This window comes from Micromonospora phytophila (genome assembly GCF_023656545.1).
Taxonomy (GTDB): domain Bacteria; phylum Actinomycetota; class Actinomycetes; order Mycobacteriales; family Micromonosporaceae; genus Micromonospora; species Micromonospora phytophila.
The window spans coordinates 1-18,060 of the sequence record NZ_JAMOKF010000088.1; the positions used below are offsets into that span (position 1 = coordinate 1).

Below are 18,060 nucleotides of genomic sequence, written 5' to 3' on the forward strand. Positions count from 1 at the left end.
CCGGGACGCCGGTGGAGCCGCGTCCCGCGCCGCAGGGCGTATCGGCCGCCTCCTACCAGGGAACGCCGGGGACCACGCCCGCCGCTCCGGGGGCGCCCGGCTCGCCGGTGGCCGTCGCGCCGGGCGGCTGGGGGTCGGGCTCACCCGCGCACCCGGGTGGCGGCGCGGTGGGCGTACCCCTGCCGGGGGCGCCGGTGTCCCCACCACCCGGCGCCGGCCGGACCGGGCCGGTGTTCCCCCGTCGCCCGGCACTGTGGACCACGGTCGGGGCCGTGGCCGCTCTCGCCGGGGTGGTGACCGTGGCGGTGCTGTACCTGACCCGCGACCGCTACCCGGCCCTGAAGTTCCGTACCTCCGTCGCCGAGGTGACCCGGGTCGCCGCCGGCGCGGAGCGGCCGTCGCAGATGTTCACCGCGGTGCTCGGCGACCGGGCCTACCTCGGGCACCGGCTGCCCGACGGGCGGCTGGAGGTGGTGGCCGTCGACGCGGACTCCGGCGAACAGAAGCGGCGCTGGCAGACCACGACGACGTCCGAGCGGTGGAAGGGGATCGTCGCCGTGCCCGGGGCCGTCGCGGTCTTCGCTGACGCCATCGGCAGCGACACGCCCCGGGACCTGGTGGTGTTCGACGGTGGGACCGGTGAGCAGCGGTGGACCCGCTCGCTGCGGGGCGAGGACGACGTGGTCTTCGGCGAGGACGTCGCGGTGCTGGTGGACCGGGCCGGCAAGCGGCTGGTCGGTCTGCGCCTGAGCGACGGCGACCAGAAGTGGTCGCTGGACAGCCCGCGCGACGAGTACGACGGCGCCCGGACCAGCGTCCACCCGGTCCTCACCGACGAGGCGTTGGGCGGCCCGGCGTATCTCGACGGCTCCCCGCGTGACCCGTGGCGCGGCGAGGTCCGCCGGATCGTGCAGGTGGGTGCGGACCGCTCCGTCCGGCTGGTCGAGATGGACAGTGGTCGGATCGTCCGCACCCGGGTCGGAGTGGCGGACCACGACGACCTGGTGGTGGCACACGGGGACCGGCTCTACGTGGCCCGTGACGAGCCCAGGTACCAGCTGCTGGCGTACGACCTCACCAACGACGCCCAGCCGACCGTGCTGCACACCGCGGCCGACGACCGGAAGCGGCCGACGGCGCTGGTCCCCTGCGGCGAGCGGCGGGCGTGCCTGTTGGAGGTCACCGGCGGCGACGACGAGACCGCCGAGGTGGTGGCGGCCACCGAGAAGGAGACGAAGCGCTGGCCGGCGCCGGAGGCGACCCGGCTGGTGCCGCTCGGCGAGTACCTGCTCGTCCGGCGCACCTCGCCGGAGTCGGCCGGCACGCTGTTCGACCCGGACGGCCGGGCGGTGCTGCCCGACCGGGGCGGGGTGGCGGTCCGGCTGGACGCGGGCAACCTGCTGCTCTTCGCCGACCCGCCGAGCTCCGTGGAGGACGACCGCAGCGTCGCCGGGATGGCGGTGGGTTCTGACGCGGTGGCCGAGATGGGCCAACTCAAGGACGTACGCAGCGAAACGTGCTCGTGGAACACCAGCGTGATCGCCTGCGGGTCGGCGAAGGACTTCCTGCTCTACCGGTTCGCCGACGACTAGTGAGTGTCTTCCGGAGCATCGCCGGCCAACGGATCACCGATCACGAGGGCCCGTGAGCGGCCTTGGTTGTGGGTGTCGACGGCGAGCGGTTCAGGCGACGCAGAACTCATTGCCTTCCGGGTCGGTGAGCACGGTCCACTCGCCGCCCGGTTCCTTGACGTGGCGGACCAGCGTGGCGCCGTGCGCCTGGAGCCGGGCCACGGTTGCTTCACGCTGTCCGGGATCGGCGTGGATGTCGAGGTGGAGGCGGTTCTTGCCCGTCTTGGGCTCGGGGACCCGGTTGAACAGCAGGCGCCTGCCCAGTCCTGTGCCGCTGAGCGGGTCGAACGGGTCCTCGGGATGCCGGACAGCCGCGGCGTCTCGCCAGTACAGGCGGCCCTGGAACTCGACGGACAGGTTCTCCTCGATCGCCCCGGCGGACAGCAACTGTTCGATCAGCGCGCTGTTGTCCTCGACCTGATAGCCGAGTGCCTCGGCCCAGAACAGAGCCTGGCGATGCGGGTCGCCGGCGTCGAAGACCACTTTCCAGCCCAGTGCCACGGTTTTCCTCCTCGCCGCGTCCACCGCTTCAAGCCTCACTCTCCCTGTGGTGCACAGTAGCCGTGACCGCCACGGATTGCCGGGAAGCGCGAGCGTTCCTCGCGCGTACTCTCGTGCTGCCCTGCCGGCACGGGAGGTTGGTTGCGCGGTTACCCTGCGGCGGTGGTGGTCGGTGAGGACGGGGAGCGGTTGGCGGCGTCGCTGGCTGACCGGCTCGACGCGGTCACTTTCACCGACCTGACCACGGACCAGGTCACTGCCCGGCTGATCGACGCGGTGGTCGACTGGGCGGCAGAGCGGGGCTGGCGGGTCTACCGGCGGGCGCCCAGTGTGCTGCCGCTGCCGCCGCCGATGTCCGCACAGCAGTCGGTGCTCGACGTGGCCTGTGCCCGCCCGGACGGGCCGCCGGTCGTCGTCGAGATCGATCACGGTACGCGCCGCCGCACCTGGGAGAAGCTGCTCGCGGAAGCCGACGCGGGGCGGGTCGCGCTCTGGGTGCGCTGGGGTGCCGGCCGGTGGACTGCGCCGCCTGAGCCGATCCGGATGGTGACCTGCGAGGTGAGCAGGCGACCGGACCCGGCTGGTAGGGGCCGGGTGCACAGTCGCTCGCCGCGAGCCGACAAGCTGCCGCCGGCGCACTCCGCCGTGCGGGTCGGGACGGTGGCCGCCGTCGAGTTGCCGCTGCCGCCGCCCGAGTCGTCCGGCGCCGGGGCCGCAGACGGGTGCCCTGAACGGGACTCCACCGCACCCGACGGCACCGAGTAGCGGTCCACGGGACCCGCGCGCGTCGCGCTTCTCGTGGATCGCCGTGTCCAAGGCTGGCCTTCGGATCCATAGCGCCGGGAGTACGACCCATCGGGGATGTCGAATCCAATTCATTGACATCAATATGATGGGCGCAATCTCGAAGCAGGTGCGTCGCGAGGCGTGCCGTCTGATGCGGAGGAACCATGGTTCGCTGGCGCACCCTCACCGGCCTGTTGGCCGCCGCGTTGGCCGCGGTGACCGCGGGCAGCCTCACTCTCGCGGCGCCGGCCGTCGCGGCCGACGGCACGGCGACGCCGTACGTCGTCGGTGGCACCCGCGCCGCCCAGGGCGAGTTCCCGTTCATGGTGCGGCTCTCGATGGGGTGCGGCGGGGCCCTGTACAGCTCCCGGCTGGTGCTCACCGCGGCGCACTGTGTGGGCGCCACCGGCACCAACACCAGCATCACCGCCACGCTGGGAGTGGTCGACCTCCGGTCGGCCAGCCGGATCACCGTCCGGTCGAACTACGTCTACCGGGCTCCCGGTTACAACGGCAGCGGCAAGGACTGGGCGCTGATCCGGCTGGCCACCCCGGTCACCGGGCTGAGCACGCTGAAGATCGCCAACACGACCGCCTACGACAACGGCACCTTCACCGTCGCCGGCTGGGGCGCCGCACGCGAGGGTGGCTCGCAGCAGCGGTACCTGCTCAAGGCGACCGTCCCCTTCGTCAGCGACTCCACCTGCAACGCCAACTACGGCGGCGACATCATCCCCGCGGAGGAGATCTGCGCCGGCTACGCCAGCGGCGGTGTGGACACCTGCCAGGGTGACTCGGGCGGCCCGATGTTCCGCCGCGACGCCAACAACGCCTGGATCCAGGTCGGCATCGTCAGCTGGGGCAACGGCTGCGCCCGGCCCAACTACCCGGGTGTCTACACCCAGGTGAGCTACTTCGCCTCGGCGATCGCCTCGGCCGCCGCGAGTCTCGGCGGCTGACCGGACGACCATCGGGCGGCCCGGCCGGCGACCGGCCGGGCCGCCGCGCCGCGGCCTCCCTCACGCAACCAACGGTTGCGCGTTTCTGGCGGGTCGGCTAGCGTCATGTGCAACCAAAGGTTGCGAAAGGTGGCGCGCGTGGAGTTCGGGACGATCGAGCGGGAGATCCATATCGACGCCTCACCCGAGGTCGTCTTCGACGTGGTCAGCAGTCCCGAGCACCTGCGCGAGTGGTGGCCGGACGAGGCGGAGTTCCCGGCCGTGCCCGGGGGAGCGGGACGGATCGGCTTCGGGGACTGCACGCAGGGCGGCATCTGGGTGCAGTTCGCGGTCGTCGAGGCCGTGCCGCCGCGGCTGTTCTCCTTCCGGTGGACCCACGAGGAGGGGGAGCCCGTCGCCCCGGGCAACTCGCTGCTGGTCGTCTTCGAGCTTGAGCCCGCCGGGAACGGGACGCTCCTGCGGATGACCGAGAGCGGGTTCCGCGAGCGCGGCTGGGACGAGGCGAAGGTCGCCGCCGAGTACGCCGAGCACGTCACCGGCTGGGACTTCTACCTGCCGCGGCTGCCGGCGTACGCCGAGAAGGTCGCAGCGGGCGCATGAGCGTGATGGTGGACGACGACCTCTGGTCGGCGGTCGGCGACCCGATCCGGCGCCGGATGCTCGACCTGCTGCTGAACGACGGCAGCGGAACGGCGACCAGCCTGAGCGAGCGCCTGCCGGTGACCCGTCAGGCGGTGGCGAAGCACCTGGTCGTCCTCGACCGGGTCGGGCTGGTGCACGCCACCACCGCCGGCCGCGAGAAGCAGTTCCGCGTCGATCAGGCCCAGCTGGCCCGCGCCGTCGCCCAGCTCGCCGAGGTCGGCGCCGCCTGGGACGCTCGTCTCCAGCGCATCAAGCGCATCGCCGAGACGATCCAGCGCCGCCGGGGCACGACCAACGACAGCGAGAAGAAGCAGTAGAGAGGAACACGGGAATGGCAGACATCCTTCACCGCATCGGCGTCGAGCGGTCCTCGCCGGAGCGGGTGTACGGCGCGCTCACCACCCTCGACGGCCTGTCCGGCTGGTGGGCCGAGAACACGTCGGGTAAGACCGACCTCGGCGGCGTGATCGAGTTCCGGTTCGGGCCGGGCGGGTTCGACATGAAGGTCGCCCACCTCGATCCGGGCCGACTCGTTCGCTGGGACGTCGTGGACGGACCCCAGGAGTGGATCGGCACCAGTGTGCAGTGGGACCTTCGTCAGGACGGCGACTACACGATCGTGCTGTTCAAGCACGAGGGCTGGCGTGAGCCGGTCGAGTTCATGCACCACTGCAGCACCAAGTGGGCCACCTTCCTGATCAGCCTCAAGCAGCTCCTCGAGACCGGGAAAGGTGCCCCCGACCCGCGCGACGTGAAGATCAGCGACTGGCACTGACCGCGCAGTGTGCTGAAGGGCCCGAACGTCTCCTCAGGCGGGGCCTGACGTCGTCCCGGGTGGCAGGGTCGGCGGCGGGCCGGTCGGTGTCGGTGCGGGTCGCGGTCAGGCGCTCGTCGGCGCGGCCACACCTGTCCGCGGTGGGTCGTCGGCGCCGCGCCGGTGGTGCGCGTCGACCGCCCGCCCCATGCGGGTGACAGCGTCGGTGAGGACCGCGGGTGACGTGGCGAAGTTGAGCCGTACGAAGCCGGCCCCGCCGGTGCCGAAGACGTGCCCGGAGCTGAGGGCGACCCGCGCGCGGTCGAGGAACATCTTCGCGGGCCCGGCGAGGTCGCTGGCCGCGCCGGATTCACCGTCCGGTTGCTCGGTGGCGATGCCCAGGCTCGTGCAGTCCAGCCAGGCGAGGTAGGTGCCCTCGGGGCGGTGGTACGTGACGGATGGAAGGTGCTTCGCCAGCAGCGTCGCCAGCAGCGTGCGGTTTGCGTCGAGGCCGTCGAGGAGGAGGTCGAGCCACCGCCCGCCGGCGCGGAACGCGGCGGTGTGCGCGATGACGCCCAGGTGGCTGGGCCCGTGGCCGACCTCTTCCGGCATGCGGTTGAGGTCGGCGGCGGCCTGCGGCCCGGCGACCGCGAGCGCCGCCTTGAGGCCGGCGAGATTCCAGGCCTTCGAGGCGGAGGTCAGGGCGAACGCGTTCTCGGCGCCGGCCACGGTGAGGTACGGGGTGAAGTGCGTCCCGGGGAGCACCAGGGGGGCGTGGATCTCGTCGGAGATCACCCGCAGGCCGTGCCGGCCGGCCAGTTCGGCGACGGTTTCGAGCTCGTCGCGGCGGTGGACGACCCCGGTCGGGTTGTGCGGGTTGCACATGAGGAACGCCGGCCGGCGCCCGCAGGCCCGGGCCCGGCGGAACGCCTCGTCGAGCGCGGCCGGGTCCATCCGCAGGTCGACGCCGAGCGGGGCCTCGATCACCTGCCGGCCGGCGTGGCTGACGAAGGCGTAGAAGGGCGCGTACACGGGGGAGCAGACCACCACCGCGTCTCCGGGGTCGGTCACGAGCCGGAGTACCTCGACGATGCCCATCATCACGTCGGGTACCACGGTGGTGTGGTCGACGCGGAAGTTGTGCCAGCCCCAGCGCCGGGCGGCGAAGTCGCCGAGCGCCTCGGCGTACGCCGTCCCGTACGCGTAACCGGTGTCACCGAGGTCGATCGCGCGGCGGAGCGCGTCGGCCACCGGGGGAGCGAGGGGTACGTCCAGCTCCGCGACCCAGAGGGGTAGCACGTCGGGCGGATGCATGCGCCACTTCACGCTGGTGCGCTGACGGAGTTCGTCCAGCGTGAGCAGGGTGAGCGGATTGTGGGCCGGGGTGTTGTCGGCGAAGGCAGGGCTTGCCATGCCGCCCACCCTAGGCCGTACGCGCCGTCACCGCCCGGCCCGGTGTGGACACCACCGACCCAGGTGCCCTTGCCCCGGCTACTGATCTTCCAGACGCGTCTTGAGGTTCCGGTAGCTGCTCGGCGCGCCCTTGCGCGCCTGCCGGCGTACCAGTGGCACAAGGGGTACGCCGAATCCGTGGCCTCCGAAGTCGAGCGTGAAGGTGACCCGTGACCGCGCGCCGCCAGCGATCGGCTCGATCGTGATCGTGGCGTGCGGACGAATGGGACCGTCGATGCCTCGGCAGGCCCAGCTGTGCGGCGGATCGTTGTGGGTGATTGCCTGGGTCATCGTGCGCTCCGCGCCACTGATCCGCCTGGTCGTGACGAACCGTGAATCGCCGACCATCTGCACGCCCACCACGTCGTGCTGCCACTCCGGGAAGAGCAGCGGCTCGGTAGCGTAGGCGAAGACCTCCTCCGGCGGGCGCGCGATCTCGATCGTGGAAACCAGCGGTGCCATCGCTCCTCCTTGTTACCTCTGCTTGTCTTCATTCGTCAGTGCTATGACGCGGGACGAGGCGGAGAGGTAACCGTGGACGACTTCGAGGCACACCGAGGCCATCTGCACGCGATCGCCTACCGCATGCTCGGTTCGCGAAACGAAGCCGACGACGCGGTCCAAGAGGCGTGGCTGAGGTTTGCCCGCACCGACACGAACGGCATCCAGGACGCCGCGGCCTGGCTTACCACCGTCGTGTCACGCGTATGTCTTGACATGCTGCGTGCACGCAGGACGCGGCGGGAGGTTGCCCTCGACGCGCGACTACCGGCAGACAGCTCCGACCCGGAGCAGGAGGCGATCCTGGCCGACTCAGTTGGGCTCGCCCTGCTGGTCGTGCTGGACACACTGTCTCCCGCGGAGCGGCTGGCGTTCGTCCTGCACGACATGTTCGCCGTGCCGTTCGCCGAGATCGCGCCGGTGGTCGGCCGTTCGACCCAGGCAACCAAGATGCTCGCCAGCCGCGCACGTAGCCGGGTACGCGCCGCGCAGGTACCCGACAGCGACGTATCCCGGCGACGGGAGGTCGTCGACGCCTTCCTCGCCGCGTCGCGCAACGGCGCCTTCGCTGCGCTGCTCGACGTGCTCGACCCCGACGTCACAGTCCGTGCCGACGCCTCTGCGGCACCCGCCGGGGCACCCACCCTCCTGCGCGGAGTTCGGGACGTCGCCGAGCAGGCTCTGGCGTTCTCGCGCCGGGCCAAGGATGCCCACGTCCGGCTCGTCAACGGATCACCGGCGATCCTGGTGACACCCCGCGGGCGTCTCGTCACAGCCATGACTTTCACGATCGCCAACGGCAAGATCTTGACGATCGACATCATCGCTGACCCACACCGCCTGGGCCACCTCTGCATCGAACCGTCCTAGTCGACATCCACAAAGCCCAACGTCCGGATCTGCCGCAGAGGGTGCGAACCTCGCAACCCTGCCAGGGCTGGCGCAGACGAGCGGTCGAGTCTTTGGCACGCTCCGCCCGCGGCATCGGGCGAGTGTCACCTCGACCTACTGATCGGCTCTGCTCAACGAATCAGTGCGATCAACGTCGCCGACGGCCGAGTCCGGGGCGCGCATGCGCCACGCGTCGGTGACGAGCTCCGTCAGGCGATCGACGTCCACCTGCGCCAGCCGCAGCATGACCAGGGGCAGCCCGTCGTACGCGGGCGTGGTGAAGAAGACGTCGGGCTCTCCGAGGAGCAACGCCTGCTTCTCCGCTTCGTCGCCGACGTACAGCACCGCGATGTCGGTCCGGATGCGGCGCGACGCACCCGGTCGGCGCTCGGGATAGGACCAGACGAACCCCTTGCCGGCGACCCGGAAGTCGAAGCCGTCACTGTCGATCTCGATCACGTGAGGCAGCGCCCGTGCCAGGTGGCGGACGTCGTCGGCGTCAGCCATCGGGGTTGCTCCGGGACAGCGCCTCCTGCATACGCACAGGCTAACCGCTACGCCGAGCGCGATCCCCGCCAGCCGGTCGGACCCGCCAACGGGGCACCTCGTCGGTAGCGGCACAACCACCCGCAGAGTGTGCAAGATCAAGGCTGCTTTCGGGGGCGGGGCCCGGGCGGAGTGAGCGTCCACCGGGAGCCAGCTGCTGCGGACGCGGCGGATCCGGCGTCCACGTCGACGCGCGACCTTGTTTGCGGGCATGGAGCCTGGGAATTCGCCTGACCCAACGGCGAGAGGAAGGCCGCACGGTGAACGACAACGAGTTCCTCGCCCTGGTGGCGACGCGGTCCGGGATGTCGTCGGAGCAGGCCGCTGCCGTCACACAGGCCACGCTCACCACCCTGGCCGAACGCATCGACGGCGGGGAGGCGCGCGACCTGGCCGACCAGCTTCCCGCCGGGCTGCGGGCGTACGCCTTCGGCGGCAGTGTGACCGCCGAACGGTTCGGGCTCGAGGTGTTCGTCGACCGGGTCAGCGGCCGCGCGGACCTCGACCTGGATCGGGCGAGGGACGGGGTGACGGCGGTTTTCGGCGTCCTCCGGGACGCACTCGGCCCCATCGGCTACGAACAGGTGGTCGGCCAGCTGCCGGCGGAGTACGGAGACGTCGCCGACCAGACCGCGCCGTTCGTCCGCCGACAGGCCTGACGGTCGAGGGCGCCCGTCCCCGCCGCGCAGTCGGCCGCACGCCACCCCACCGAGGGCTCGAGGAGCCGGTGCCCGCCTGGAGCTTCGGCTGAAGGAGATCCCGGCGGCGGAATGATCGCCGTCCGGCGACTGCGCCCCGGGAAGCCTGCGCGGACTCGTCGGAACATGCCGCGAGTCGGACGTTTCAGGCTCAGTGAGGGCGTACCTCCGAAACTGCCGAGCCGGCGGTTCCCGAAGGCGGCTCGGAGCGATCGACGTGGTCCTACCCCGTCGTCCCGATCCGCTGGAACGCCTGGGTGAGCCGGACGAGGTCCATGCCCTCGAAGTGGTCGAGGAACCGCCGCCGGACCGCGGCCAGATGGCTCGGCCAGGACTCTTGCAGGCGCGCCAGGCCGGCGTCGGTGAGGACGGCGTTCCAGCCGCGGGCGTCCTCCTCGCACCGGACCCGCTCGACCAGGCCCTGGGTCTCCAGTCGGGTGACGGTGCGGGTCATGCCGCTGAGAGAGAGATGGCAGGCCGCCGCGAGCTCGCTCATCCGCATCTGCCGGCCGGGCGCCTCGGAGAGGTTCATCAGAGCCGTGTACTCGGTGAGGGGCAGTTGGCGGTCGCCCACCATGTCCGCGTCGATCGCGCGGGGCAGGGCGTACATCACCCGGCCCAGGGAGCGGACGAGCGCCTCCTCGTCGGGGCTGAGGGGCCGCAGGTGCTCTGCGGGGGTCGCGGACATGCCACCCATCCTAGTTGCTTGACCGGGCAACCGCCCGACGCGACGTGACGGCAACCATAGGGGGGGAAGTTTGCTTGACCAAGCAAGCAGGGGTTAGCGTGGGCGAGCCAGGCAAGGACCTCTGGAAGGGAACCACCATGACCAGGATCGGGATCATTCTCGGCAGCACCCGCCCGGGCCGGAACGGCGAAGCCGTCGCCCGCTGGGTCCTGGACGTCGCCAAGCAGCGCACCGACGCGGAGTTCGAGCTCGTCGACCTGCTCGACTACCAGCTGCCGCACCTCGACGAGGCGTACCCGCCGGCGATGGGCCAGTACACCCAGCCGCACACGCTCCGCTGGGCCAACAAGATCGCGTCGTTCGACGGGTTCGTGATGGTCACCCCCGAGTACAACCACTCCACGTCGGGTGCCCTCAAGAACGCCATCGACTTTCTCTACGCCGAGTGGAACAACAAGGCCGTCGGGTTCGTCAGCTACGGCTCCGCCGGCGGCACCCGCGCCGTGGAGCACCTCCGCCTGATCGCCGGCGAGCTTCAGATGGCCGACGTGCGGTCCCAGGTGGCCCTGTCGCTCTTCACCGACTTCGAGAACTTCAGCGTCTTCAAGCCCACCGACTTCCAGCGGGACGCGCTGAACGCCACCCTCGACCAGCTCGTGGCCTGGAGCACCGCGCTCGCCCCGCTGCGCCGGGCGTGAACAGGCTTTCCACCTGATCCGAAGGATGGGCAGGGGGTGGGGGAGCGCACCGGCATGGATCATGGTCAGGGCCTGACCAGGTCTGGACCTCGTCCGGTGCGCCCCCTTGGTCACCCACCCGCCAGCAGTCACTCCCCGGCCGCGGGCCTGCGTCAGGCGGTGGCCAGCAGGAGGTTGGCGCGGGTGAGGACGGTGCCCAGGACGCGGCCCGCGGTGTCGAGGTCTCCGGCCGGCAGGTCGCCCCACAGCTGATGGGCTCGGTCAGGCCGGTGCCATCCAGCTGGCGCTCCAGGAACGCATTGAGGGACTTCTCGACCTGGCCGATGAGCTGCGGGCCGAACGGGATGGCGGCCGGGGTGGAGGGTTTCGTCATGGTCATGGTCGGCACAGCTCCTTGATCGCGTCGTGACTGGAGTCGACGCGACGGGCAGGGCGGACGCGAGGCCCTGGTGGAGCGCCTCCGCGGGGCGTTCGACGCCATTCCGGCCAGCCTGCACCTCTCGGTGGACCGGCGATAGCGACGCCTTGCCGACGTCTGTCATGCTCGGGGCGGTGACGACCGGCCACCCCACCAGACCCCGCACCCACCGCCACGTCCGGAGCCGTACCGCCCGCCTGGTCCTCGCGCTCGGCGCGGTCTCGGCCCTGATCGCCATCGCCGTGGTCGTCGTGCCGCTGCTGCGGCCGCCGGGTCCGCGCCCGCTCTTCCAGCTCCCCGTTGCCTGCGGCGAGACCTGGCAGCTCGGCACCTACCCCGGCCACGACGACTACGACGTCGACCTGTTTCCCACCGAGGGCGAGGCGTGGGGGCGGCCGGTGCTCGCGTCCTATGGGGGCACGGTCACCGAGGCGGGAATCAACGGGTCCGTGGGCGGCCGGACCCCGGACAATCCCCAGGGCCCGCGTGGCCGCGGCGGCGGCTACTGGGTGAAGATCGACCACGGTGGAAAGTGGGAGACGCAGTACCTGCACCTGCTCGAACCGCCCCTGGTCGAGGTCGGCCAGCGGGTGGCCCAGGGCGAGCAGATCGGACGGCTCGGCAGCACCGGCAACTCCGGCGCACCGCACCTGCACTACGAGCAGCGCCGGGGCTGGGAGAAGGTCGAAACCTACTTCGACGGCTCCCCCTCCGGCATCACCAACGACGACACCGAATACACCGTCAGGCGTACGAGCGGGAACTGCGTCTCCGAGCAGCAGCAGTAGCCGCCTGCCGCGGATCGCTAGTTCAGCGCGGTGGCGATCTCGATCGCTTCGATCTTGGTGACGTCGCCCTCGAGCCGGTAGCTCACGCCGGCCTGCTGCCAGATCAGGGTCGAGGCGGCGAGCCGCGCCGTCTCCACCCGGACCGTGCCCGCCCGATCCACGTACGCCAGTTCGTGGGGGCCGCCGATCCAGACGGCGGCGTCACCGTTGACCTGGACCCAGTCCGTCCCCGGCCCGCCGGCCATCTTCTGGAAGATCGGGTCGAGACCACCGTCGAAGGCGTCGATGCGCAGCGCGCCCCCGCGGTAGAGCAGGGTCGCCACCCGGTAGGTGCCGGTGCCGTCGGGGTCGGCGACCAGTACCCGCTCGGGCGGGCCCAGCGTCGCCGGTAGGCGGATCGGGAAACGCACCGACCGCTGCGCCTCGTCCAGGGCGGCGGACCGCTGCGACGGCAACGGCGACGGAACGCCGGTGGGCGGTGGCGGTGCGGACGACGTGTCGATGGTGATCCCGGCGAAGCGCAGCAGCCCCGTCACGGCGTCGGCGACCGCGGCCCGCCCCGGCGGCAGCACCGCGACGAGCAGGGCGACCAGCGCCGCCGCGACGTAGTAGCGCCACCGGCGTCGCCGGGCAGCGGGCGCGGTGAGCCGTGCGCGTACGCGGGCGGTCACCTCGGGCGCGTCGGGTGTCTCCAGCCAGGCGGACAGGTCCCGCAACTCCCTTTCGAGATCATCCACGGTGGACCTCCTCGCCGCCGAGCAGGCCGCGGAGCTTCGTCAGCGCCCGCGACGTCCGCGACTTCACCGTGCCTCGGGGCCAACCCAACATCGTCACGGTCTCGTCCTCGCTGAGATCGAGGAAGAACCGGCAGACGATGACCTCACGGTCCTTCACCGGCAGCAGCCGCAGGGCGCGTACCAGCGTGGCCCGGCGTTCCCCGGCGAGGACGGCGCCGACGGCGCCGTCCTCGGCGACCTGCGACTCCGGGTTCGCCACCGCGGCGCGCAGGACGAGCCCGTCCCGCCGGGTGCGCGAGCGGTGCAGGTTGCGGGTCTCGTTGGCCACGATGGCCAGCAGCCATGAGCGGAAGGACGACTCCGCGCGATAACGGGAGAGCTTGCGGTATCCCTTCACGAACGCCTCCTGGATGACGTCCTCGGCGTCCGAGCCCGCGCCGAGCAGCACCGCCGTCCGGTACGCGGACGCGGTGTGTCGGGCGACCAGGAGTTCGTACGCCTCCAGGTCACCTGCCCGTGCGCGGGTGACGAAATCGTCGTCGTCCAGGGGAACCTCCGGTGGGACTGCACTCATGACACCGCCCACGCCGTCCGGGTTCCACCCCCGCCCGGGCGGAACCTCGGCGGATCTGGTGGTGTCATCCGAGCATGACGGCCAGGACAACGATCTCGCGACGCACCATTCTCACTGTGCTCGCCGGTACCGGCGCCGCCGCGCTGGTGGGCTGCGATCCGGCTGGCAGCCGGAACTCGCCACCCGCCGTCGCGATCCCCGACGCGCTGCTCGTCGAGCTCGACGCCGGCCTCGGCGTGCTGCGCGGTGCCGACCGGCGGACGATCCCCCGCTCCGCCGCCACCGCCGACGGGCTGTCGGCGTACGCGAGCGCGCCCGAGGGCGCCGACACCGCCTTCTGGCGGATCGACACCGCCACGGGTCGCAGCACCGCTGCGGTCACCCTGTCGGGACGGTGGGTGCCGCAGGTCGTCTCCGCCAACGGCACGGCGGTGGCGCTCACCTCGAACGAGGTGGATGTCACCACGGGTCGACCGGGCGGGCGGGACGTGACCCGGGTGCTGATCGCCGACGTCTCCGGGGTCCGGCACCGGCTGGAGCTGCGGGGCAACTTCGTACCCGAGGCGTTCACCGACGATCTCGCCGGACTGTTCGTCCTCGAGTGGCTTCCGGCGGGGTCGCCGGACCGTTACCGGGTCCGCGTCGTCGATCTCGCCACCGGGGTGCCCGGCCCGCTCCACACCCGCGCCAAGGAGCCAATCCCGCCGGGCGCCGAGGAGGAGATGCGCGGTGACGGACGCCAGGCCGTGCTCGCACCGGACCGGACGACCCTCTACACGCTCTACACCCATCAGCCCGACCACCAGCACACCCGCCAGCTGGTCAGCGGGCGGCCGGGCAACGTGCACGCGTTCGTGCACACGCTGAACCTCGCCGCGCTGTGGGCGTACTGCATCGATCTGCCGCACCCGTTCGGTGCGGCGTCCGCGGGTGGCCACGCCATGGCGATCACGCCCGACGGCGGCCGGCTCTTCGTCGCCGACGTCACGTCGGGCGCGGTCGCGGAGGCCGCCGCGGAGGACCTGACGGTACGCCGGACCGCCACGTTGCCCCGGGGCGCCGGCACCGCGCACGCCGCCGCTGGCCGCGACCGCCTCTTCGTCGGCGCCGGCACGACGGTGCGTACGGTGGATCTCGCGCGCCTCAGCCACGCCAGCGACTGGCCGGTCCGCGAACCCGTCACCGGCCTCGTGCTGAGCCCCGACGGTAACCGCCTCTACGTGGGCCAGACCGGTGCCGTGAGCTGGCACGACTCCGCCACCGGCAGGGAGCTGGGCCGCGCCGCCGTACCCGGCCTGGTCGGCCTGCACGGCGTGGTCGGCCGCGCCTGACACTGACCCGGACGTACGGCGCCGGCCCGTGTGCGCACCGCAGCCTCGATCCTCAGCAGCAGCCCGCTGACCAGCATGACGGCGGCGAGGAACCGTGGACCGCAGCTGCGGGGGCGGCGTTCCTGGGTTGACCTGACCGGTGTGCCGGGTGCGCCCTGGCGGGGCCAGGGCGCACCCGGATGGATCAGACCTGACCGGTCCGGTCGGCGACGGACCCGGCAGCGACCGCCGAGCCGGGCGTGCCGGCCGAGCCGGACGGTGCGGCGGCGGGTGCGAAGACGACCCGGGACCGCAACTGCCGGAATCCGGTCCGTTCCAGGTCCGCCACCACGGCCACCCGGTGGGCGTCCACGTCGGCGACCACCTCCGGAGCGCCGCCGGCGGCCAGCACCCCGACCGCGTCGGCCAGCAGCTCACCCCGGACGGCCTCGTCGAGCAGACCGAGGTAGGCGAGGAGCGGGTAGCAGGCATCGCCGGCCGTTCCCGCCAGGCCGACCGGCACTCCGGAGTCCGACGCGATGCGCCAGTCCCCGGGCGGCCCGGTCAGCCAGGCCAGCGGGTCGGTGGCCAGGTCCACACCGCCGACCGCCCGCGCCGTCTCCATGCCGGTCAGCACCTCCGGTTCGGCGATCCGGGCGACCATCGCGTTGATCTCGGCCGCGTCGGCGGCCGGGCGGAAGGTGTACCGGCCGGAGGTGGCCGGCAGCGGTGTGCCCGTCCAGGAGCACCTCAGCCGCTCCCCGCGCTCGACCAGCCCGGCGAGCCGGGCCGCCGCCATCGGGGCCTTGACCACGGCCAGCACCTCAGGCCGGCGCCGCCAGTGCGCGGGCAGGGAGGCGTAGTACAACCGGGGACCGCCGAGTGCCTCGTGGGCGGCGCGCAGCAGCGCGGCACCCACCTCCGGTTCGGCGGCCAGGTCGAACCGTTCCAGCCAGGGGGCGCCGACGGCACCTGGCGGGAGAGCCCAGGCCGCTCGGCCGACCACGCGGCCGGCTCGAAGCGCGACCCAGGTGTGCTCGGGCCGGTAGCCGCCGCCGGCGATCCCGTCGGCGTAGGCGATCTGGCGCAGCTGCGGCAGCGGGTCGGGCATGGATTCGAACAGGTTTTCCTCGCCCGCGACCAGCGGGCGGATGACCAGATCGGTCATGGGTGGATCCTCCGGAAAGCGAGCGCCCCGGGTCAGATCCGCGTGGACGCCGGGGCGCGGAGGGGGCGCAGAACATCGGACATTGTTCTGACCTCCTTCCAGCTCGACGGCGTGGCTGGAATCTACTCGACGCATTCGCCCGTCGCAATGCGACTGGGTCATCCCGGTCAGCTAGCAGGGCCCGGAGCGATTCCCAAACTTTGTACCGATCGGTTGGGAGGGAGTGCCGCGGGTCGGGCGAGGAGGTGGGTCAGATGCCCCAGACCGGACACCCGCGGATTCGACGCGGAAGCAGGGGACGGCCCTCCCCCGCGCGGCGCTCGACCCGCCCCCGTCGCCGATTCCGCCCCAGCAGGATCGCCATCCACGGCAAAGGCCAGCGCGGCCCGCACCCCACGTCCGCTTCCCTCGCGCGGCATCGGCGCGGTGCCGGCGCTCGCTCGGATCCGGCGCTCGTCGCCCGGGTTCCCGGGAGGCGGACCGGGTAACGGTGACCGGTCCGGCCGGGCGGCGGCAGGAGAGGGTCGTTTCGGGGTCCGGCGCCGTTTGGAAGAAGGCGGTGCGGCTGGGGGGCGGAAGGCGACCCGGCCGGAGGTGGGCTCGGTGGCCTGGCTGGTCGCGCGTGTGCCTACTGCGACGGGAGTGGGGGTCGTCCGGTGGCTCTTTCGGGCTCAGTGCCGGCCGACGGGGGACGGACGGCCCGACTTGGCGCTGATAACAAAAAACTGTTACCGCCTTGCGGTGGCATTGCCAACGTGTTCTAGTTGCCAGTGCCGTACACGACTTGGAGGAACGTCATGACCAGGATCGACCGTGTCGCCGTCGTCACCGGAGGTTCCCGGGGCATCGGCCGCGCCGTCGCCGAGCGCCTGGCCGCCGACGGCCAGGCCGTCGTCGTCGCCTATGCGGGAAACGAGGGCGAGGCGAAGTCCACCGTCGCCGCGATCGAGGACGGCGGCGGCCGGGCCGTGGCGGTGCGCGCCGACGTGGCCGAGCCGGACGCCGTCGCGGCGCTCTTCGACGCGGCCGAGCAGCGGTACGGCGGGGTGGACGTGGTGGTCAACGCCGCGGGCGTCATGCTGCTGTCGCCGTTGGCAGAGCTGGATCTGGACGACCTGGACCGGATGCACCGCACCAACATCCGCGGCGCGTTCGTGGTCAGCCAGCAGGCGGCCCGCCGCGTCCGCTCAGGCGGCGCGATCATCAACTTCTCCACCTCGGTGACCCGCCTGAAGATCCCCGCGTACGCGGCCTACGCGGCCAGCAAGGCCGCGGTGGAGATGCTGGGCCCGATCCTGGCCAAGGAGCTGCGGGGCCGCGACATCACCGTGAACGCGGTGGCGCCCGGTCCCACCGCCACCGCCCTGTTCCTCGACGGCAAGAGCGACGAGCTGATCGCGCAGATCGCGAGCCAGAACCCGATGGGGCGGCTCGGCACCCCCGAGGACGTCGCCGAGGTGGTGTCCTCGCTGGCCGGCCCGGCCCGCTGGATCAACGGCCAGACCATCTTCGTCAACGGCGGCGTCGCCTGACCGGCCCACCCCTCACCGCCGAGCGGAACGATCGCGGTCATCCCGATCACCGCGACGGGATGGGTGTGTCGCCCGGGCACCCGGCCGCTGCCGTCGGAAGTTTTCGCTAGTGCGGCGACCACAAGCGTTCGCCGGGCTCGTGTCGGGTAGGAGAATGTCGTACGGGTGGTGTTGGCTTCGGTTCATGCCTCGCCGCCGGGATACGTCCGCTCCCCGCGTGGTGTATCGCACGGCGCGGGTGGCGTTGCGGTTGACGGCGGGGCAGCGGCGGCGGTGTTTCGGGTTGCTGCGCTCGGCTGGTGACGTCTGGGCGTGTGCGCTCGAGGTCAACGCGTGGCGGCGCCGCCGCGGTGATGCACCGCTGGTGGGCTATCAGGAGTTGTGCCGCGAATTGGCGGTGTCGGGGCCGGGCACGTTCGCGGAGTTGGACAGCACAGGCGCCAGTCGGTGTTGCGCCGGTTCTCGGACGCGTGGTTCGCGGCGGCGAAGCGCCGCCGCGACGGTGACTTTTCGGCGCGGTTTCCGCGCCGCCGGCGGGGCCTGGTGCCGGTGCGCTGGTATTACGGCACCTTCACCCTCAACGGGCGCCGCCTGCGCATCCCCACCGCGAAAGGCAGCCCCCCGTTGTGGCTGCGGCTGGCCCGGGATCTGCCGTACCCGTTGGAGCAGGTCCGGGCGGTCACCCTGCTGTGTGAGGGCGGCCGGCTGTTCCTGGACGTGAGCGCCGAGGTGCCGGTGGCGACCTACCCAGTGGGTGAAGGGCCGGATCCGAGCCGGGTCGCCGGG

The 18,060-nt window shown here is 72.0% G+C and carries 21 protein-coding genes; 13 read left to right on the forward strand and 8 right to left on the reverse strand.

The genetic code is table 11. The features are described from left to right. Nucleotides 1-1,592, forward strand: a 1,592-nt coding sequence (locus NCC78_RS13535; protein ID WP_250794867.1) for an outer membrane protein assembly factor BamB family protein, incomplete at its 5' end; no start/stop codon positions are given. Nucleotides 1,593-1,682: 90 nt separating this feature from the next. On the opposite strand, the gene NCC78_RS13540 is transcribed toward NCC78_RS13535, so the two are convergent. Further along, on the reverse strand, nucleotides 1,683-2,132 hold the full coding sequence (locus NCC78_RS13540) for a VOC family protein (protein ID WP_250794868.1): 450 nt from the start codon (nucleotides 2,130-2,132) through the stop codon (nucleotides 1,683-1,685). A gap of 162 nt (nucleotides 2,133-2,294) precedes the next feature. Here NCC78_RS13540 and NCC78_RS13545 point away from each other — a divergent pair, with 162 nt between their 5' ends. The 5 genes from NCC78_RS13545 (at nucleotide 2,295) to NCC78_RS13565 (ending at nucleotide 5,294) form a co-directional block, all read left to right on the forward strand. Beyond that, nucleotides 2,295-2,897, forward strand: a complete 603-nt coding sequence (locus NCC78_RS13545) for a hypothetical protein (protein WP_250794869.1) — start codon at nucleotides 2,295-2,297, stop codon at nucleotides 2,895-2,897. A gap of 185 nt (nucleotides 2,898-3,082) precedes the next feature. Next, nucleotides 3,083-3,877 carry a S1 family peptidase gene (locus NCC78_RS13550; protein ID WP_250794870.1) on the forward strand — a complete coding sequence of 265 codons (795 nt, stop codon included), beginning with the start codon at nucleotides 3,083-3,085 and terminating at the stop codon, nucleotides 3,875-3,877. A gap of 138 nt (nucleotides 3,878-4,015) precedes the next feature. Beyond that, nucleotides 4,016-4,477: an SRPBCC family protein gene (locus NCC78_RS13555; protein ID WP_250794871.1), complete on the forward strand. Its 462-nt coding sequence runs from the start codon at nucleotides 4,016-4,018 to the stop codon at nucleotides 4,475-4,477. Beyond that, nucleotides 4,474-4,836 carry an ArsR/SmtB family transcription factor gene (locus NCC78_RS13560; protein WP_250794872.1) on the forward strand — a complete coding sequence of 121 codons (363 nt, stop codon included), beginning with the start codon at nucleotides 4,474-4,476 and terminating at the stop codon, nucleotides 4,834-4,836. The genes NCC78_RS13555 and NCC78_RS13560 overlap by 4 nt, the downstream gene beginning before the upstream one ends. 14 nt (nucleotides 4,837-4,850) lie before the next feature. Further along, a complete protein-coding gene (locus tag NCC78_RS13565) occupies nucleotides 4,851-5,294 on the forward strand; it encodes an SRPBCC family protein (protein ID WP_250794873.1) in 444 nt (147 codons plus the stop codon). 105 nt (nucleotides 5,295-5,399) lie between these two features. Here NCC78_RS13565 and NCC78_RS13570 read toward each other — a convergent pair whose 3' ends face one another. Then, nucleotides 5,400-6,686, reverse strand: coding sequence for a MalY/PatB family protein (locus NCC78_RS13570; protein ID WP_250794874.1), 1,287 nt, complete (start codon nucleotides 6,684-6,686; stop codon nucleotides 5,400-5,402). A gap of 78 nt (nucleotides 6,687-6,764) precedes the next feature. Next, nucleotides 6,765-7,187 (reverse strand): SRPBCC family protein, encoded by a 423-nt coding sequence (locus NCC78_RS13575; protein ID WP_250794875.1) that lies wholly within the window; start codon nucleotides 7,185-7,187, stop codon nucleotides 6,765-6,767. Nucleotides 7,188-7,259: 72 nt separating this feature from the next. On the opposite strand from NCC78_RS13575, the gene NCC78_RS13580 reads away from it, so the two are divergent. Continuing rightward, entirely contained in the window at nucleotides 7,260-8,096 is an 837-nt protein-coding gene (locus NCC78_RS13580; RefSeq protein WP_284706299.1) for a sigma-70 family RNA polymerase sigma factor, read from the forward strand. A 135-nt stretch (nucleotides 8,097-8,231) separates the two neighbouring features. Here NCC78_RS13580 and NCC78_RS13585 read toward each other — a convergent pair whose 3' ends face one another. Next, nucleotides 8,232-8,624 (reverse strand): MmcQ/YjbR family DNA-binding protein, encoded by a 393-nt coding sequence (locus NCC78_RS13585; protein ID WP_250794876.1) that lies wholly within the window; start codon nucleotides 8,622-8,624, stop codon nucleotides 8,232-8,234. A gap of 299 nt (nucleotides 8,625-8,923) precedes the next feature. Between NCC78_RS13585 and NCC78_RS13590 the strand changes: the two genes are divergently transcribed. Then, nucleotides 8,924-9,322, forward strand: coding sequence for a DUF2267 domain-containing protein (locus NCC78_RS13590; RefSeq protein ID WP_250794877.1), 399 nt, complete (start codon nucleotides 8,924-8,926; stop codon nucleotides 9,320-9,322). A 262-nt stretch (nucleotides 9,323-9,584) separates the two neighbouring features. Here NCC78_RS13590 and NCC78_RS13595 read toward each other — a convergent pair whose 3' ends face one another. Further along, nucleotides 9,585-10,049, reverse strand: coding sequence for a MarR family winged helix-turn-helix transcriptional regulator (locus tag NCC78_RS13595; protein WP_250794878.1), 465 nt, complete (start codon nucleotides 10,047-10,049; stop codon nucleotides 9,585-9,587). Nucleotides 10,050-10,186: 137 nt separating this feature from the next. Between NCC78_RS13595 and NCC78_RS13600 the strand changes: the two genes are divergently transcribed. Then, nucleotides 10,187-10,747, forward strand: coding sequence for an NADPH-dependent FMN reductase (locus NCC78_RS13600; protein ID WP_250794879.1), 561 nt, complete (start codon nucleotides 10,187-10,189; stop codon nucleotides 10,745-10,747). A gap of 540 nt (nucleotides 10,748-11,287) precedes the next feature. Next, nucleotides 11,288-11,953: a M23 family metallopeptidase gene (locus tag NCC78_RS13605; RefSeq protein ID WP_372495127.1), complete on the forward strand. Its 666-nt coding sequence runs from the start codon at nucleotides 11,288-11,290 to the stop codon at nucleotides 11,951-11,953. A 17-nt stretch (nucleotides 11,954-11,970) separates the two neighbouring features. Here the strand turns inward: NCC78_RS13605 and NCC78_RS13610 are convergent, their stop codons facing one another. Next, the gene (locus NCC78_RS13610; RefSeq protein WP_250794881.1) at nucleotides 11,971-12,690 is read right to left on the reverse strand and encodes a hypothetical protein; all 720 of its coding nucleotides are present in this window, start codon (nucleotides 12,688-12,690) and stop codon (nucleotides 11,971-11,973) included. After that, a complete protein-coding gene (locus NCC78_RS13615; RefSeq protein WP_250794882.1) occupies nucleotides 12,683-13,264 on the reverse strand; it encodes an RNA polymerase sigma factor in 582 nt (193 codons plus the stop codon). The genes NCC78_RS13610 and NCC78_RS13615 overlap by 8 nt, the downstream gene beginning before the upstream one ends. 116 nt (nucleotides 13,265-13,380) lie before the next feature. On the opposite strand from NCC78_RS13615, the gene NCC78_RS13620 reads away from it, so the two are divergent. Further along, a complete protein-coding gene (locus tag NCC78_RS13620; RefSeq protein ID WP_250794883.1) occupies nucleotides 13,381-14,595 on the forward strand; it encodes a YncE family protein in 1,215 nt (404 codons plus the stop codon). Nucleotides 14,596-14,779: 184 nt separating this feature from the next. Here the strand turns inward: NCC78_RS13620 and NCC78_RS13625 are convergent, their stop codons facing one another. Further along, entirely contained in the window at nucleotides 14,780-15,742 is a 963-nt protein-coding gene (locus NCC78_RS13625; RefSeq protein WP_250794884.1) for an acetyltransferase, read from the reverse strand. Between the two features lie 797 nt (nucleotides 15,743-16,539). Here NCC78_RS13625 and NCC78_RS13630 point away from each other — a divergent pair. Both NCC78_RS13630 and NCC78_RS13635 read left to right on the forward strand, forming a co-directional pair. Next, complete coding sequence (locus NCC78_RS13630) at nucleotides 16,540-17,274, forward strand: SDR family oxidoreductase (protein ID WP_250794885.1); 735 nt, start codon at nucleotides 16,540-16,542, stop codon at nucleotides 17,272-17,274. Between the two features lie 447 nt (nucleotides 17,275-17,721). Further along, nucleotides 17,722-18,060, forward strand: a 339-nt coding sequence (locus tag NCC78_RS13635; protein ID WP_250794886.1) for a hypothetical protein, incomplete at its 3' end; no start/stop codon positions are given.

Excerpts from the sequence above, each read along its gene's own strand:
- NCC78_RS13565 (WP_250794873.1), top strand. The coding sequence starts at position 4,851 with ATGGCAGACATCCTTCACCGCATCGGCGTCGAGCGGTCCTCGCCGGAG.
- NCC78_RS13600 (WP_250794879.1), top strand. The coding sequence starts at position 10,187 with ATGACCAGGATCGGGATCATTCTCGGCAGCACCCGCCCGGGCCGGAAC.
- NCC78_RS13550 (WP_250794870.1), top strand. The coding sequence starts at position 3,083 with ATGGTTCGCTGGCGCACCCTCACCGGCCTGTTGGCCGCCGCGTTGGCC.
- NCC78_RS13615 (WP_250794882.1), bottom strand. The coding sequence starts at position 13,264 with ATGAGTGCAGTCCCACCGGAGGTTCCCCTGGACGACGACGATTTCGTC.
- NCC78_RS13585 (WP_250794876.1), bottom strand. The coding sequence starts at position 8,624 with ATGGCTGACGCCGACGACGTCCGCCACCTGGCACGGGCGCTGCCTCAC.
- NCC78_RS13625 (WP_250794884.1), bottom strand. The coding sequence starts at position 15,742 with ATGACCGATCTGGTCATCCGCCCGCTGGTCGCGGGCGAGGAAAACCTG.
- NCC78_RS13630 (WP_250794885.1), top strand. The coding sequence starts at position 16,540 with ATGACCAGGATCGACCGTGTCGCCGTCGTCACCGGAGGTTCCCGGGGC.
- NCC78_RS13595 (WP_250794878.1), bottom strand. The coding sequence starts at position 10,049 with ATGTCCGCGACCCCCGCAGAGCACCTGCGGCCCCTCAGCCCCGACGAG.
- NCC78_RS13605 (WP_372495127.1), top strand. The coding sequence starts at position 11,288 with ATGCTCGGGGCGGTGACGACCGGCCACCCCACCAGACCCCGCACCCAC.
- NCC78_RS13570 (WP_250794874.1), bottom strand. The coding sequence starts at position 6,686 with ATGGCAAGCCCTGCCTTCGCCGACAACACCCCGGCCCACAATCCGCTC.
- NCC78_RS13560 (WP_250794872.1), top strand. The coding sequence starts at position 4,474 with ATGAGCGTGATGGTGGACGACGACCTCTGGTCGGCGGTCGGCGACCCG.
- NCC78_RS13575 (WP_250794875.1), bottom strand. The coding sequence starts at position 7,187 with ATGGCACCGCTGGTTTCCACGATCGAGATCGCGCGCCCGCCGGAGGAG.